11 protein-coding genes and 1 pseudogene are annotated in these 15,539 nt (G+C 50.2%); 2 read left to right on the top strand and 10 right to left on the bottom strand.

Annotated features, from left to right (window positions below):
• Window positions 1–2,268: a TonB-dependent receptor gene (locus K7B07_RS15430; protein ID WP_276225267.1), complete on the bottom strand. Its 2,268-nt coding sequence runs from the start codon at window positions 2,266–2,268 to the stop codon at window positions 1–3.
• A gap of 91 nt (window positions 2,269–2,359) precedes the next feature.
• On the opposite strand from K7B07_RS15430, the gene K7B07_RS15445 reads away from it, so the two are divergent.
• Window positions 2,360–3,016, top strand: a complete 657-nt coding sequence (locus tag K7B07_RS15445) for a metal-dependent transcriptional regulator (RefSeq protein ID WP_223711110.1) — start codon at window positions 2,360–2,362, stop codon at window positions 3,014–3,016.
• Window positions 3,017–3,094: 78 nt separating this feature from the next.
• Here K7B07_RS15445 and K7B07_RS15450 read toward each other — a convergent pair whose 3' ends face one another.
• The 6 genes from K7B07_RS15450 to K7B07_RS15475 all read right to left on the bottom strand — a co-directional run bounded on the left by K7B07_RS15450 (window position 3,095) and on the right by K7B07_RS15475 (window position 7,696).
• A complete protein-coding gene (locus tag K7B07_RS15450) occupies window positions 3,095–3,988 on the bottom strand; it encodes a TIGR01777 family oxidoreductase (protein ID WP_223711111.1) in 894 nt (297 codons plus the stop codon).
• Window positions 3,989–4,059: 71 nt separating this feature from the next.
• Window positions 4,060–4,458 (bottom strand): hypothetical protein, encoded by a 399-nt coding sequence (locus K7B07_RS15455; RefSeq protein ID WP_223711113.1) that lies wholly within the window; start codon window positions 4,456–4,458, stop codon window positions 4,060–4,062.
• A gap of 12 nt (window positions 4,459–4,470) precedes the next feature.
• Window positions 4,471–4,827 carry a hypothetical protein gene (locus K7B07_RS15460; protein WP_223711114.1) on the bottom strand — a complete coding sequence of 119 codons (357 nt, stop codon included), beginning with the start codon at window positions 4,825–4,827 and terminating at the stop codon, window positions 4,471–4,473.
• Between the two features lie 2 nt (window positions 4,828–4,829).
• The gene (locus tag K7B07_RS15465; protein ID WP_223711116.1) at window positions 4,830–5,336 is read right to left on the bottom strand and encodes a GbsR/MarR family transcriptional regulator; all 507 of its coding nucleotides are present in this window, start codon (window positions 5,334–5,336) and stop codon (window positions 4,830–4,832) included.
• 101 nt (window positions 5,337–5,437) lie between these two features.
• On the bottom strand, window positions 5,438–6,274 hold the full coding sequence (locus K7B07_RS15470) for a hypothetical protein (protein WP_223711118.1): 837 nt from the start codon (window positions 6,272–6,274) through the stop codon (window positions 5,438–5,440).
• Window positions 6,275–6,292: 18 nt separating this feature from the next.
• On the bottom strand, window positions 6,293–7,696 hold the full coding sequence (locus K7B07_RS15475; RefSeq protein WP_223711119.1) for a pyridoxal phosphate-dependent decarboxylase family protein: 1,404 nt from the start codon (window positions 7,694–7,696) through the stop codon (window positions 6,293–6,295).
• A 140-nt stretch (window positions 7,697–7,836) separates the two neighbouring features.
• Here K7B07_RS15475 and K7B07_RS15480 point away from each other — a divergent pair, with 140 nt between their 5' ends.
• Entirely contained in the window at window positions 7,837–9,888 is a 2,052-nt protein-coding gene (locus K7B07_RS15480; RefSeq protein ID WP_223711121.1) for a M48 family metalloprotease, read from the top strand.
• On the opposite strand, the pseudogene K7B07_RS15485 reads toward K7B07_RS15480, so the two are convergent.
• The 3 genes and pseudogenes from K7B07_RS15485 to secA form a co-directional block, all read right to left on the bottom strand.
• Window positions 9,885–10,442, bottom strand: a pseudogene (locus K7B07_RS15485) (GNAT family N-acetyltransferase). The gene K7B07_RS15480 and the pseudogene K7B07_RS15485 sit on opposite strands and share 4 nt — an antisense overlap.
• A 68-nt stretch (window positions 10,443–10,510) precedes the next feature.
• Complete coding sequence (locus tag K7B07_RS15490) at window positions 10,511–11,749, bottom strand: MFS transporter (protein ID WP_223711122.1); 1,239 nt, start codon at window positions 11,747–11,749, stop codon at window positions 10,511–10,513.
• Between the two features lie 273 nt (window positions 11,750–12,022).
• Complete coding sequence (secA, locus tag K7B07_RS15495; RefSeq protein ID WP_223711124.1) at window positions 12,023–15,346, bottom strand: preprotein translocase subunit SecA; 3,324 nt, start codon at window positions 15,344–15,346, stop codon at window positions 12,023–12,025.
• Window positions 15,347–15,539: the final 193 nt, after the last annotated feature.

Below are 15,539 nucleotides of genomic sequence, written 5' to 3' on the forward strand. Positions count from 1 at the left end.
CTATTTTTTAAATGCCGTACGGTTCCAGCGTATTCCGAGAAATCCCCGGATCCCCTGGTTGGGTGCATATACATAGGAGGGATCGAAGGTCAGGCCATAAGGATTATCTGCTGTTACCGCTGCCTTCCCATCAGCGTCAAACTGCACTTGCTTGTCGAATGGATCATTGGCACGTGCGATCAGGAAGGGCAAACCCCTGCCGGGGGTCCAGTTGAGCAGGTTCTTAATGCCGCCATAGAGCTCCAGTTCAGGTCCGATCTTTTTGGTGAGCTGAATATTCTGGATGCTCCACCAGGGCGAGAATTCCGGGCGGGGGTCGGTGTCACTCAGCAACGGAAGCCGCATGGGACTGTAAACATTACCGGTATAATCGATGCTCAGTCCCCACTTCGGGAATTGATATCCGATGTTCCATACACCCGTGAATTTTTCGGTGAACAGCTGGCGTGTTCTTACCTGGTCTTCCACGCTGTACACATCCATATAAGTAGCGCCGGCAAGAAGTTTCAGCCCGGAAATCAGCGCCAGGTCCAGGTTCAGCGATACGCCCCGGGAAACGGCATGTCCGCTGAGGTTCTGGAAGCGGATCTCCTTCGGGTTGCTGTCGTAATCGGCAATGATCTTATTGTTGAAATAGGTATAGAAGGCTGTGGCATCCAGGCCGATCATTCCTCCGGAAGTGGTATAGATCCTTTTTACGAAATTGATATTCGTGTTCCAGGAGGTTTCCGGCTTTAAGGCCTCCATAAAAATAACCTCCCGGGCACCGGTGAGAGCGGCATGGTCCTCTGTAAATACCTGTGCCACCCGGTAGCCGTTGCCGATGCTGAAACGCAGGGTATTGTTTTTATCGGGACTGTTCCATTTATAGTTCAGACGTGGTGTAAGGATACTTCCATGGATCGAGTTGTAGTCGTAGCGCAGCCCCGCCAGCAGTTTGTTATTTTCGTTAAGGGTGATCTCGTCCTGTACAAAAACGCCCGGCAGCCAGGTGCGTTCCGGCTGCGTTGCGGTGGCCGGTGTGTTGTCATCATAGTAGGTATATCGCAGGGCGGTTCCTGATGTGAGGTCATGCCGGTTCAGCGTTTTATTCCAGGTCAGCTGTAAAAAGCCGATATATTGCCGGGCATCAAACGGTATCATTCCATATGCGCTGTTCTGATCATGACCGTTGGCGCTGAAGAGCAGCTGCATCTTTTCTTTTACCGGCAGCTCATATGCACCGAACAGCTCCCAGCGCCGGGTATAAATGCTTTCACCATAGACGCTGTCGCCTCCGCGGAACTTTTTATTCCAGTTGAATTCCCCGCCCCACCGGTCTTCGTGCACATACCTTCCTGCCAGGGAAAACAGGCGCCCGTTCTTCCGGTCCAGTTCCCATTTATTAAAAACGGAGACCCGGTGCTGCAGGGTCACATCGGTGAACCCGTCGTGATTATGATCAAAAGGGGAACTGTAATTAAAATAGTTAATGCCTGCCAGACCACGCAGCTTTTTGCCGACCCGGAAGCCGGAGGCCAGATCTGCATTGAGTTCCCTCCAGGAGGTACCAAAAACATCCACGGAAAGGGCAGGCGTATTGCCGGGTTTATGCGTGATGATGTTTACGAGCCCGCCAACGGCCTCGCTTCCGTAAAGGGTGGAGGCCGGACCTTTTACGATTTCCACACGCTCGGTCAGCGACTGCGGGATACCGCTTAAGCCATACACGGTGGAAAGCCCGCTGACAATGGGCATTCCGTCTATCAGGATCATGGTATAAGGCCCTTCCAGCCCGTTGATATGAATGTCTCCTGTATTGCAGATATTGCAATTCAGCTGCGGCCGCACACCGTTGATGTTCTGCAGCGCATCAAAGAGCGAAGGGGTGGGGTTGGCCTTAAAATAGCGGGCGGTGTATACTTCAACCGGTACGGGGCTGTCCTGGCGGGAGACCGCCTTTAAAGTGCCTGAAACCACGATCTCCTGCATATCAGGCGCAAGACGTTCCAGTTGTATGGTTAACAGGGTATCACTCCGGAGCTCCAGCGTGGTGTCTTTCTCCCCGTATCCGGCAGCTGAAATGTGCAATGCCGTTTTTCCCGCCGGCAATTCCCGAAGTATAAAATTACCTGCTTCATCTGCCACCGCAGTTACGGTATGCGCCTGAATGGTGGCATGTGCAATGGCCCCCGAACGGTGCATCACGCTTCCCCTGATCATAAACTGGGCTTTTGTAAGGGCCGGACTCAAAAACAGTGTCAGTAATATTGACAGCAGATATTTCATAGTATTCTTACTTTTTAAATTCTATATGCAAAAATAATAAAGTTAGGTTAACCTAACTTTATTATTTGGCTTTTTTTATTAGTTTTGGCAGATGTTGTCCAATACCGAAGAAAATTACCTGAAAGCGCTGTTATATCTTACCGCTGATGAAGCCGGGAAAAAGGAGGCGGGTACGAATGATCTTGCGGCACACCTGGGGCTGAAACCGGCAACGGTGAATGATATGCTGAAGCGGCTGAAGGAAAAGGAGTATGTGAGTTACAAGAAATACGGCAAGATCTCACTGACACGATCAGGGAAAGAGGTGGCGATGTTTGTGATGCGCAAACACCGGTTGTGGGAAACATTTTTGTGTGAGGTGCTGGAGTTTAGCTGGGATGAGGTGCATGAGGTTGCCGAACAGCTGGAGCACATCCAGTCGGACAAGCTGACGGAGCGCCTGGACAAATTTTTAAATTACCCGGATTATGATCCGCATGGAGATCCGATCCCCAAACCTAATGGAAAAATGCCGCCCAGGGCCACGACCCTGTTATCGTCGGTAGCCGTCCATCAGTCGTGCACGGTTGCCGCTGTAAAAGATACTTCTTCTGTTTTTTTGCAATACCTGGAACAGTTATCGATCGGTATCGGTACAAAGATCAAGGTGCTGGAAAAAATTTCCTTTGATGGTTCAATGATCCTGCAGGTGGGAAAGGAAAAGCTTACGGTTTCCGAAAAGTTCAGTAATAGTTTGCTGGTAGATTGAACGGAAAGCGGTCGGTGAATAGCTATCAGCAGTCAGACGGGACCGGATATTGTCTTTGCACTATTCGCCTTTCATCATTTATTTTTCACCGAAGATCTCATCCAGCGCTTCGTTTACCGTTGGATACCGGAATTGAAAACCTGCTTCCTGTAATTTTTTCGGAATAACCCATCTGCTCTTTAGTACCAGTTCTGTTTCGGTGCCGATCAGTTGGGCACCCAGTTGCAGGAGCCATTCCGGTGATGAAAAGTATACGGGAGGCCGGATCCGTTCCCGGAGTGCCTGCATAAATTGTTGGTTGAATACAGGACCTGGTGCGGCGGCGTTGTAGACCCCTTCAAGAGACGGCTGTTGCATCACAAAGCGGATGATCTGATATACATCCTCAATATGGATCCAGCTAAATACCTGGCGCCCGCTTCCCTGGGAACCGCCGAGGCCAAATTTTACAAGACGGGTGTAAGGGGCCATTACGCCACCGCCTTTGCCCAGTACAATGGCTGTGCGCAACGCCACTTTCCGGGTCGCCGGTGTCGGGTGTTCAAAGAAAGCCTGTTCCCATGCTTTGGCTACGTTCACAGAAAAACCGGTCCCGATCTCACCTTCCGTCTCATCCATCGGGCGGTCTTCCGCATGGCGGTAAATGGTAGCTGTACTGGAGTTGATCCATAGTTTTGGAGGAGTGCTGCATTGGTCAACAGCCAGCTGTAATTGTTTGGTGGTCTGAACCCGGGATCCCAGGATGATCTGTTTATTCACCTCCGTGTAGCGGCAATCGACGGATTTACCTGCCAGGTTGATAAGGGCTTCGGCGCCTTCGAGGGCCGTTCTTATTTTGTGGGCATCCGTCCAGGTGATGCGGGAGCTGTTCCTGGAGATCAGCAGCACCTCGTAACCCGCTTCCCGGAACCGTTTCATAAGGTACTGTCCGATAAACCCGGTGCCACCTGCGATGATTATTTTTTGTTTCATTCCGGCTTTTTTAAGGGAGGATGGCTGCATAAAGTCATCCTCCCGGTGTGCAAACATTTCATGGTGCTGTACTACGCCTGGGGCAGATGAGGACCGGCGTTGAACTGTGCGCTGATCCTTTTTTGTTTTGCAACTCTTTTACCCCGGAAGAACAGGTACATGTTCAGGAACAGCATAATGCCCAGATAGATGCTGAATCCCCCGATCTTTACGCTCAGGGCCTCGATGGCGGCCTGCGGTGTTTCAAGATGCCGGGTGATCTCCAGGATATAAAGGGCAAAGCCGAGGTTCAGCAGGTAGAACCCGATCCTGAAAAGGGTGTTGGTAGCAACGGCTATTTCATCGCGTCCGTTAAAAATGTCCTTCATGTATACCAGGCTGTTGCGGAACAGGCTGTGGGCCACATAAAAAGTAAGCAGGATCACTACCGGCAGGTAAACCAGGTATGCTATTACGACTAAGTCTTTCATGATGATTGTGTTTTATGATGAATAATGGAGTATTCTTTTTGAAAGGATATAGATGAGCGCCATATTGAAATAATGGGTCACTGCCAGGATACCCACCAGCATTCCGGTTTTGTTGGCGATGGAGGCGATCAGCGTTTGAATGTCACGTACCGTCTGCCAGTTGCTGAACTGTACAATGGCATAGCCGATGTTGAACAGGTAGTAGGCGATCAGGATGATATTGTTGGTGGCATCGGCCTGCGCCGTATGATCGTGAAAAAGCCTCAGAATAAATACCCTTCCGTTTTTGTGAAACAACCGGCCGACCCGGGAAATAATGTAAATGGTAACGGCGGCGTAGATGATATAGGCGAGGATATTGTAGTTCATAACTATGCGATGAGTTTCAGCAATTTCAGCAGCAGCTCCCCGCGGGTGGAAGTGGCCACCCGTTCTACAAGGGTGCTCAGCTGCTCCGTAAATGTTTGTATCTCGTGAATGGTCTTGTACAGCGCTTTGCCTTCAGCGGTTTTGTCTTTTTTTGTTTCCGTTTCCAGTTCCGTCAGTACATTCAGCACCGGGTCGATTTCTTTCTGTTTGCGCATCAACGCTATTTTGAGTGCCCATTTCCAGATATCCTTTTCAGCAACAAAATATTCCTTCCGGTCTCCGGCGATCACTTTTTTATAAATAATGCCATAATCCAGCAGCTGACGGAGACTCATGTTGGCATTGCCCCGTGAAATGGTAAGCGTTTCCATAATGGTATCCGTGGAAAGCGGCTCGTCCGAAACCAGCAGCAGGGCCTGTACCTGCGCTACAGACTTGTTAATACCCCACTCTGTACCCAGGGCGCCCCAGGTGTTGATGAACTTTTGTTTGGATGCTTCTAAATTCATTGCTGTTGTTTTACAGCACAAAGATAAACGTTGTTATTGAATTTTCAAAAAATATTGAAAATTCAATAAAATAATTTTCAGAACTTACAACAACCGCAGCGTCAGTCGCAGGGAATGCCGAAGAGATCCAGCCCGTTGCTCCAGTAAAGACCTAGCGAATCCGGCAGGTAGCTTTTGAAGATCATACGTGAAGGAAAACGGAACCGCGCTTCATTCTGCAGATCGGGGATGGTAAAATTATCGGTATAGGTGAAATAGAAGTTATCCTGGTTTGCGAAGGTATGAGTGGCTACCGTGTCCATATGCGTATAATCGCCCGGCTGGGCACGCTGCTGTTGCCTGATCCGGTTGTCCACAGCGGCATAGGAGGACTGATACGATAAGGAAAGTGGCCGGGAAGCCGCTAGCAGCGGCTGTCCGATGCCGGTGGTATCTTCCGGGCGAATGGTTAAAACGATCAGGTTGGTAATGCATTCATCAAGCGCATACAGCACCTCACGGTACCTGGTTTTCCGCATGCCCTTTGTGCCGTACAGATAAAGGTCTCCGGTCAGTTGCTGCCGGATCGCTTTTTCAAGAGCGTTGTTTTTAAGAAGCAGGAAAGGTCCCGTGCTGTCTGCAACGGAACAGGCAGTACAGGAAGTGGCCGGGTATACATTGAGGTGCTCCGTCTTTGCCACTTTTGAGAAGACCGAATCCGCCCAGCCGGGTTCACCGTCGCTATTGATCTCAATGACCATCCCGGTGGTTTTGGAAGAAAGGGTATAAACCGCAAAAAATCGGGTGCCTTCAACCGGCAGGGATGGGGCGGCCTTTTCTGCCGGCGCTGCTGTTTTCAGCGTATCTGCAGCTACCGGAGCCCGCTTGTCTTTTTCAGATGTACAGGCAACCATTCCCAAAAGCAGCAGGGCAGCGGATAAAGGAAATTGTTTCTTCATAAGCGACGATTGAAGAGCTTATTTATAATGCGGCAGCAGCCGGAGGATCAGCGCTTTTACCAGTTCCACATCCGCTTCCGTGGTGCGGAAATTGACAAAAGTAGCACGGATGCCCGGCTGATCCTTATAAAGGGTAGGCGTCATGAATACCTTACCGGTCTGATTGAGTGCCGAAAGAAAAGCCGCTACGCGTTCTGCATTACCTGCTGTTAGTGTAAAGCAGACCGTGTTCAGTCTTACAGGCGCCAGCAGCTGCAGTTCCGGCCGGGAGGCCACAAAGGCGCCGAAAATCTGCGCCAGCCGGATGCTTTCTTCGATGATCTGTTTGTATCCATCCCGGCCATACGCCATAAGCGTAAACCAGGCGGGGAGTGCCTTGAGGCGTCTTGAATTCTCCGGCAGCAGGTTCAGGTAGTTAAAGGATTCCAGCGGATCACCGAGGTAAGGCGCATTGGAATTCTGAAAGGCAGTCACCTGTAGTAACCGGTGCTGTTCCCGGATCAGGAATACGGCGCTTTCATATGGAACGTTCAGCCATTTATGACAGTCAACCGTAATGCTGTCGGCCTGTTCCCAGTCCTTCAGCAGGTGTTGATGTGTTTCGGAAAGAATGGCAAAACCACCAAAAGCAGCATCGATATGCCACCAGAAATTGTAGTGGCTCCGGAGCGCGGCGATGGCTGCGAAATCATCATAGTCTACGGTATTGACGGTCCCTGCACTGGAGATCAGGATAAAAGGCTGCCCGTTCAGCGCCCGGATCTTTGCCTCGAGATCACGGATATCGATCGCTTCCCGGTTGGGTTGAAGCGTGTTGACGGTTATGATGTTTCCACTGCCCATACCCAGCATGGCCAGCGATTTTACTGAGGAGGAGTGTGGGGTGGCGGTGAGCACCGGCAGCTGTTGTGTAATGCCCTGTTTGGCAATATCCGTTCCCTGCTGGTTTCCCAGCCATTGGCGGGCTACTGCAAGGCAGGTAAAATTGGACATGGTGGCACCGGTTACAAACCCTCCGAGGAAGCACTCCGGCAGGTTTAGCAGTTCCCGCAACAGGCCGATGGTTTCCAGTTCAATGGCTGCAGACAGATCGCCCTCGCCTTTTGCGGTTTGTGTGTTTTGATCGTATACGGTTGCCAGCCAGTCGCCGGCGATGGCTGCGGGGGTGGTGCCTCCGGTAACAAAGCCCCAGTAACGGGGGCCGGAAGCCGCCACCATAGCGGATTCCCAGCGTTGGTTAAACAGCTGCAATGCCGCGATGCTGCCCCCGCCTTTTTGAGGAAGCGCTCCCTGTCCGGGTATTCTGATATCAGCGGTGGTATAGCGGGTATGGAGCGCTTTTAAATAGTTCAGCCCCTGCCCGCTTACCAGTTGTATTATTCTTTCCAGCGAATCCAGATCCTCCTGTAATGGCTTGTTCATGTGGTACCTGTTGGTGAGTTGTAAATGTAGGATAAACCATGTTGCGGGTGAACGGCCTCCGGATAAAATATTTTTGTATCCAGTAAAAAGTCTCAATCTTTGTAGAGGGGACAGCGTCCCTTTTCAATTCATAACTTGCGATGAAGAATATACAACTAACTGACGACTTCAGACGGCGTACCCGGCATGCGGTCTTTACTATTTTTCTTTTTGTACTGGTGTATCTTCTACTGGTGCTGCTGGGTGTGGGGTTTGCCGTGGCCTGTGTGTACGCGGCCATACAACTGGTGGCGCATTTTCCAAGGGCTATCACTGTAATGCTGGGGATCGGTTTGGCAGGGCTGGGCGTATTTATACTGATCTTCCTGTTTAAATTTGTTTTCAGCGCAAAAAAAACCGATCGTTCTCATTTGCTGAAGATCAGCAGGGAGGAGGAACCGGAACTGTTCCGGATGATCGATACCATCGTGAAAGGCGTTGCAACAAATCCGCCCAAGAATGTCTACCTGTCATCAGAGGTTAATGCTGCCGTATTTTATGATTCCAGTTTCTGGAGCATGTTTTTACCGGTGCAGAAGAACCTTCAGATCGGACTGGGGCTGATCAACACCGTATCAAAGGATGAACTGAAGGGGATCCTTGCTCATGAATTCGGGCATTTTTCACAACGGACCATGAAAGTGGGCAGTTATGTATATAATGTGAATCAGATCATTTTCAATATGCTCTATGAGAATGATTCTTACAACAGCCTGATGCAGCGATGGAGCAGGGCCAGCGGTTATTTTACGGTATTTGTAGCCATCGGGGTAAAGATCGTCGGCGGTATTCAATGGGTACTCGGAAAAATGTACCAGGTGGTGAACCTGGGCTATCTCGGGCTTTCGCGGGAAATGGAATTTCATGCAGATGCCATAGCTGCTACAATCGCCGGGCCTGCACCGTTACAGAATGCGCTCTGGCGCATGGAGCTTTCGGATTATGCATTTACGTCTGTGTTGCGGTTCTATGAACAAAAGATCGACGACAATACCCGGAGTCCGAATATTTATCCGGAGCAGGATTTCATCAGCAGGTTCCATGCGCGCGCAGATGGCATTCCCTTTGAGGAAGGGTTGCCCATAATCACTGCCGCACACCGCGCCAGGTTTAATAAGTCGCGGCTGAAGCTGAACAACCAGTGGGCTTCGCACCCCACTACGGAAGAACGTGTGGCCCGGATGGATACACTGAACCGCGGAGACGGCAGTTATGACCATGCGCCCGCGAACGCGACCATAAAGCGGCTGGAGCAGTACCAGGAATATTTTACCGATGAGATCTTCCGCAATGTAGCGTATACCAAGGCCGTTGAACATTATCCCCTGAAGGCATTTGAAGCGGAATACGACAGTAATTACCAGGCTTATACTTTCAACCCGGTATTCCGTTCCTACTATGATAACAAGGATATTGAGGCATTTGATACGGATGCGGTTGCGGCACAGCAACAGACCGACACCAATTTCTTCAGTGAGGAGTGGGTAGACCAGGTATATATGGCTGTGGCGTTAAAGAACGATATTGAAGCATTGCAACAGATCACGGACCAGAGCATCAAGGTGAAAACATTCGATTATGATGGTATCAAATACAAAAGAGCGGCGGCACCGGTAGTGCAGCAACAATTAAGATCCGATTTGGATGTCATTAACGGACAGATCCGCGAAAATGACCGGAATATTTACCGGCACCTGCTTTTTATTGCGGCGCAGCAGGGCCGGGAACAGGAAGTGAAAGAAGCTTACAACGCGCTTTTTGCGTATGACAGCTCGTTTGACAAACGGCTGGAGACCTCCCGCGCGATCTGGGACCGGCTGAACTTTATTTATGAAGCCACGCCTCACAAAATGATCCAGTCTAATTTTGAGCAATTGAAACCTCTGGAACAGGCATTCAAAGCGCAGCTGAAAAATATGATGACGGATCCACTGTATGAAACGGCCTGTACGGCAGGGATGCGTGATATCATGAAACAATATATTGAAAACAGCAGCGCCTATCATGTGATCGATCATTATGATGATGCTGTGCTGAAGTTGCTGATCGACAGCCTGAACCATTATGGCTTCCTGGTAGGCAGGGGATATTTTATACTGAAACAGCGCCTGTTGAAAAAGCAGGAGGAGCTGTTGTTTACCGGGGCACTCTAAGCGCCCTGCCCGGGATGAAGCGTGGCCCGGTAATCGTTTATATACTGTTCGTACCAGAAATGCGGCATGCCTTCCAGTTCAAACGGTGCAGCAGCTTTCATGCCGATGCGGCGGAGTATCTTATTGGATGCAGTATTTTCGACATGCGCCATGGCAAACACTTCCTGGAAACCGAGCTGCTCAAACCCGTACCGGAGGCAGGCTGCAGCCGATACTGCCGCATAACCCTTTCCCCAGAAGTCGCGGCGGAGCCGGTAGCCGATATCATAATAGTTCCTGTGCCCGTTTGTGATCTCTGTGCGGTATTTAAATCAGGTCCAGCCGATAAAAGTACCGGAGCTCTTTTCCACCAGCGCCCACCGGCCGATACCAAAATCGTTGTATTGCCGGCGGATCATGCGGATGGCATCCGACGCTTCCTGTTTGGTAGTGATGGGTTTCCTGCCCAGGTAGCGGTGCACCTCCGGATCAGCATCCATCAGGAACATACCTTCTTCATCTGTTTCTGCCAGTTCGCGTATGATCAGCTGGTCTGTTTCAAGGATGTATTTCATCCGGTAAAGGTAGGGTAAACAAAACACCGGGGTTTATCATGCCCCGGGTGAAGGGTGCAGGGGACCGGTTATGCGGAAGGAGAGGACTGTGGCGGCCGTTGTTCTTTGAACAGTGCAGCAAACAGCAGCAAACAACCCATTGCCATTGCGGCCGGAGCCAGCCAGAGGTGACGCCAGTACCGGGTCCCTTCATAGGCCTTAAGCGCATCGGCTACAAAACCCGCAATCCAGAAGCCGATCAGCATACCGATCCCGTACATGGCCACGGTTACCAGTCCCTGCGCGGAAGAACGGTATTGTTCGCCGGCAATGGTATCCGTATAGATCTGGCCTACCACAAACATAAAGTCGTAACACACTCCATGCAGTATAATACCAAGGATCAGCATGAATGCAAGATCCTGTCCGTTGCCAAAGGCAAAGAGCAGGTAGCGCAGTGCCCAGGCACCGATGCCCAGCAGGATCATCTTCTTGTATCCGAGCCGTGCAAAAAAGAAAGGGATCAGCAGCAGGCAGAGAGCTTCGGAAAGCTGCCCCAATGCCATTTTTGCCGTGGGTTCGGGCAGTCCGGTTGCCACCAGGAAGGGATTGGTGTGCTGGTAATAAAATGAAATGGGAATACAGATGACGATGGCGGTGAGAAAGAAAATAAGAAATCCCTTTTGGCGCAATAGTTTCAGCGCCTGTAAGCCCAGTACATCGCCCCAGTGAAAGGAGGTCTGATTTTTCTTTAAAGGAGGTGTGGCCGGAAGGAAAAAACAAAGCAGGCCAAGAAGGGCAGAACAGGCTGCTCCCAGCAGAAAGGTCTTTTGCAATGCCCCGGCGGCAACCGCTTCTCTGGTATCCCAGCGAAACAGGTAACTGATGGCAAATCCTGCAATCACCCATCCGATCGTGCCAAAGATGCGTATGGAAGGATATTGTTTTTTAGGATCGGTAAGATTTCTGAAAGCCACCGAACTGGTAAGGGCCAGGGTGGACATATAGCCGATAAAATAAAACAACACATAGGGATAGATGGCAGCAGCGTTGCCGGCCCGGTACATCATCAGCAATAAGCCGGCACCGATAAGATGCAATACGCCCATCACGCGTTCTGCATTAAAGTAACGGTCTGCAATGAATCCGATAAAGAAGGGCGCTATTACGGCACCCAGCGACTGGGTAGAGAAAATATTGGATACTTCCAGCGGAGAGGCACCCAGGTTGTTTTTTAAATAAGTGCCCAGGGTAACAAACCAGGAGCCTTTCATAAAAAATTCCAGGAACATCATCAGGGACAGTTGGATGCGCAGCGACCGTTTCATATAATAAGGGCGTTCAGTGTTAAAAACCTGAAAATAAGGTTGTTTTTTTAGTTTTCAAAGAAGCGGGCATTCCTTATGTCATTTAATACAGGAGCGGTAGGCCTGCCCTGATCGTGCCCGGGACGGCGGTTGAGTTGCCACAGATGTACTAAAGCGCTGCTGGTTTGCCTGGAATCCCTTTGTGTTTCTATGGCTAAACAAATTGACAGTTGCCGGAAAAGCGCGCATCCGTTGCAGGATAAAAAAAATCCCCGCAGCTGCGGGGATCGGGGGTTATTCGTTTCTGCCATGGCAGTTCTTGTATTTCTTTCCGCTGCCGCAGGGACAAGGGTCATTCCGTCCAACCTTTGGCCCCACACGGATCGGTTCCTGTTTTACAGGCGGCTGGGAAGGATCAAAATAATCCTTCTCGTTGGCACCATAATCCTCACCTGCTGCATCGATCTCATCCTTGTTCACCCGCATCTTGCTCAGATCGGTCCGTTGCTCACGGCCTTCCTTGTAGCTGGGGGCTTCTTCCTGTGCGGGAAGATTGGCCTGTGTAAGGAAGGAGATGATATCCTTATTCAGGTTGGTGGTCATATTATTGAACAGCTGGAAGGCTTCTACCTTATAGATCACCAGCGGGTCTTTTTGCTCTAGGTAGGCGGTCTGCACACTTTGTTTCAGATCGTCCATCGCACGCAGGTGTTCTTTCCAGGCGTCATCGATCACCGCGAGTGTGATCGATTTTTCCATAGCAGATACCAGCTCGCGGCCTTCGCTGGTGATGGTCTTATCCAGCGGAGCCAGTACATTGATGGCTTTACGGCCGTCCATAAACGGTACTACCACATTTTCGATATGTGCGCCCTGCGTATCGCGGATGTTCTGGAACACCGGCACGGCCTGTTTTTGAATGGACTGGTTGTGCTCTGCATAACGGGCCAGTGCTTCTGCATATAATTTATCGGCGAGCTTGGTCGCATCGGTGTTGTGGAATTCTTCCTCGTTGATAGAGGTATCCATACCAAAGTTCACAATGCTGGCCAGTTTAAAGCCTTCAAAGTCCTCCTGTTCTTTAAAAGAAGTACAGAGGCTTTCGGCAACGATAGAGAAGGCATTGTCAATATCCAGGGATAAACGTTCGCCAAATAATGCGTGATTCCGTTTTTCATAAACAGCGTTCCGCTGTTTATTCATTACATCATCGTATTCCAGCAGCCGCTTACGGATACCAAAATTGTTTTCCTCCACTTTTTTCTGTGCGCGCTGGATGCTGTTGCTGATCATGCTGTGCTGGATCACATCACCTTCCTTATAACCCATTTTATCCATCATGCTGGCAATACGTTCGCTACCGAACATACGCATCAGGTCATCTTCCAGGGATACATAGAACAGCGAACTTCCGGGGTCTCCCTGACGGCCGGCACGACCTCTTAACTGGCGGTCTACCCGGCGGCTTTCATGGCGTTCAGTACCGATGATGGCCAGTCCGCCGGCCTCTTTCACCCCCGGCCCCAGCTTGATATCCGTACCACGGCCTGCCATGTTGGTGGCGATGGTCACGGCCCCAGCCAGACCCGCTTCCGCCACGATCTCCGCCTCGCGCGCGTGCTGTTTGGCGTTCAGTACATTGTGCGGTATCTTTTTCTGCTGCAGCATACGACTGAGCAATTCACTGATCTCTACCGAGGTAGTACCCACAAGAACGGGGCGGCCCGCGGTACGCAGTTGTTCAATTTCGTCAATAACCGCTTTATATTTTTCACGCTTGGTCTTATAAACCATGTCCTGCAGATCCTTACGAACAATGGATACATTCGTGGGAATGGTTACCACATCCAGTTTATAAATGCTCCACAGCTCTGCCGCTTCTGTTTCTGCTGTACCGGTCATCCCCGCCAGCTTGTGATACATCCGGAAGAAGTTCTGCAGGGTGATGGTGGCATAGGTTTGTGTGGCGGCTTCGATCTTCACATTCTCTTTGGCTTCCAGTGCCTGGTGCAGGCCGTCGGAATAACGGCGACCCTCCATGATACGGCCGGTCTGCTCGTCCACAATTTTAATAGCACCATCCACAATCACATATTCATCATCCTTCTGGAAAAGCGCGTAAGCTTTCAGCAGTTGCTGTACCGAGTGAATACGGTCTGCTTTCTGTGAGTAATCATTCAGCAATGCTTCTTTCTGTTTTAATTTTTCTTCGGAACTGGCATCGCTTTTCTCCACATCAGCAAGGGAGGCCCCGATATCCGGTAACACAAAGAAGTCGGCGTCTTCACCAACCTTTGTGATCATGCCCAATCCCTTTTCGGTAAGGTCTACAGAATTCGTCTTTTCATCGATCTTAAAGAGCAGGTCCTCATCTACAATTTTCATATTACGCTCCTGTTCCTGGAGGTAATAGTTCTCTGCTTTCTGCATTTTTACCTTTACCCCGGGTTCACTCAGGAACTTGATCAGCGGGCTGTATTTGGGCAATCCCCGGAAGGCACGGTATAAATGCAATCCGCCGGTTTTTGGATCATCTTCTCCTTTTTCAAAAAGGCGTTTGGCCTCATTTAAATTATTACGGACGATGCGCTCCTGCTCCTGGTACAATTGCTGTACACGGGGCTTGTGAATATGGTACTGCTGTTCGTCGCCTTTATCTACCGGACCACTGATGATCAGGGGGGTACGGGCGTCATCGATCAGTACGCTGTCCACCTCATCCACCATGGCATAATGGTGTTTGCGCTGTACCATTTCGGAGGCATTGTGCACCATATTATCCCGCAGGTAGTCGAAACCAAATTCATTGTTGGTACCGTAGGTAATATCGGCCAGGTAAGCATTGCGGCGGGATTCAGAATTGGGCTGATGTTTGTCGATACAATCCACCCGCAGTCCCAGCCATTCAAAAACAGGTCCGTTCCATTCCTGGTCACGGCGGGCCAGGTAGTCGTTTACGGTTACGATGTGCACGCCTTCTCCTGCCAGTGCATTAAGATAAGCGGGCAGGGTAGATACCAGGGTCTTTCCTTCCCCTGTGGCCATTTCGGCGATCTTACCGGAATGCAGCACGGCGCCACCGATCAGCTGTACATCATAGTGAACCATGTTCCAGGTGATTTTGGCACCTGCGGCAGACCAGCTGTTTTTATAGATGGCGTTATCGCCATCGATCGTAATGTATTCTGCAGTACGTGCCAGCTGCCGGTCCAGGTCGGTGGCTTTGGAAACCAGCTCGGTATTTTCTGTAAAGCGGCGGGCGGTCTCTTTCACCACGGCAAAAGCCTCCGGGAGAATTTCCTCCAGCACTTTTTCAATTTCTTTATCACGCTCCTTTTTCAGGTCATCGATCTGCTTGTAAATAGCGTCTTTCTGCAGGAGCTCCTCATGCGGCAGCTCATCTGCCTGGCCGTTGAGGGCAGCTATTTTAGCATCAATTTCGCCCAGCCCGTCCTGGATGCGCTGACGGAAAACCTGCGTTTTATTTCGCAGCTCGTCATTACTAAGTGATTGGTACTGAGTGAAATTTTTGTTGATCTGTTCGATGACAGGTGCAAGCTTTTTTACATCTTTTTCCGATTTGCTGCCACCAAACATTTTAGATAGGAAACCAAACATATGTGCTCGTAATATTATTTTATTAAAAGTAGTCCTTCTTCAAAAACAATGCTATATCCTTTTTAAGCCATTTTGACAGGAGGGCAAAGATACGAAAGTTTTTTGGGGGTTCGGGTTTTGGCCGCGGGAATCCTAATGCAGGACCGGAAACGGGGGGTGACCGCAGCACCTCCGATATTGTTGATAGCTAATG

The organism is Niabella beijingensis, from assembly GCF_020034665.1.
GTDB classification, from domain to species: domain Bacteria; phylum Bacteroidota; class Bacteroidia; order Chitinophagales; family Chitinophagaceae; genus Niabella; species Niabella beijingensis.

Coding starts and splice junctions, on each gene's coding strand:
- K7B07_RS15455 (WP_223711113.1), bottom strand. CDS start 4,458: ATGAAAGACTTAGTCGTAATAGCATACCTGGTTTACCTGCCGGTAGTG.
- K7B07_RS15480 (WP_223711121.1), top strand. CDS start 7,837: ATGAAGAATATACAACTAACTGACGACTTCAGACGGCGTACCCGGCAT.
- K7B07_RS15465 (WP_223711116.1), bottom strand. CDS start 5,336: ATGAATTTAGAAGCATCCAAACAAAAGTTCATCAACACCTGGGGCGCC.
- K7B07_RS15450 (WP_223711111.1), bottom strand. CDS start 3,988: ATGAAACAAAAAATAATCATCGCAGGTGGCACCGGGTTTATCGGACAG.
- K7B07_RS15475 (WP_223711119.1), bottom strand. CDS start 7,696: ATGAACAAGCCATTACAGGAGGATCTGGATTCGCTGGAAAGAATAATA.
- K7B07_RS15445 (WP_223711110.1), top strand. CDS start 2,360: ATGTTGTCCAATACCGAAGAAAATTACCTGAAAGCGCTGTTATATCTT.
- K7B07_RS15460 (WP_223711114.1), bottom strand. CDS start 4,827: ATGAACTACAATATCCTCGCCTATATCATCTACGCCGCCGTTACCATT.
- K7B07_RS15470 (WP_223711118.1), bottom strand. CDS start 6,274: ATGAAGAAACAATTTCCTTTATCCGCTGCCCTGCTGCTTTTGGGAATG.
- K7B07_RS15490 (WP_223711122.1), bottom strand. CDS start 11,749: ATGAAACGGTCGCTGCGCATCCAACTGTCCCTGATGATGTTCCTGGAA.
- secA (WP_223711124.1), bottom strand. CDS start 15,346: ATGTTTGGTTTCCTATCTAAAATGTTTGGTGGCAGCAAATCGGAAAAA.
- K7B07_RS15430 (WP_276225267.1), bottom strand. CDS start 2,268: ATGAAATATCTGCTGTCAATATTACTGACACTGTTTTTGAGTCCGGCC.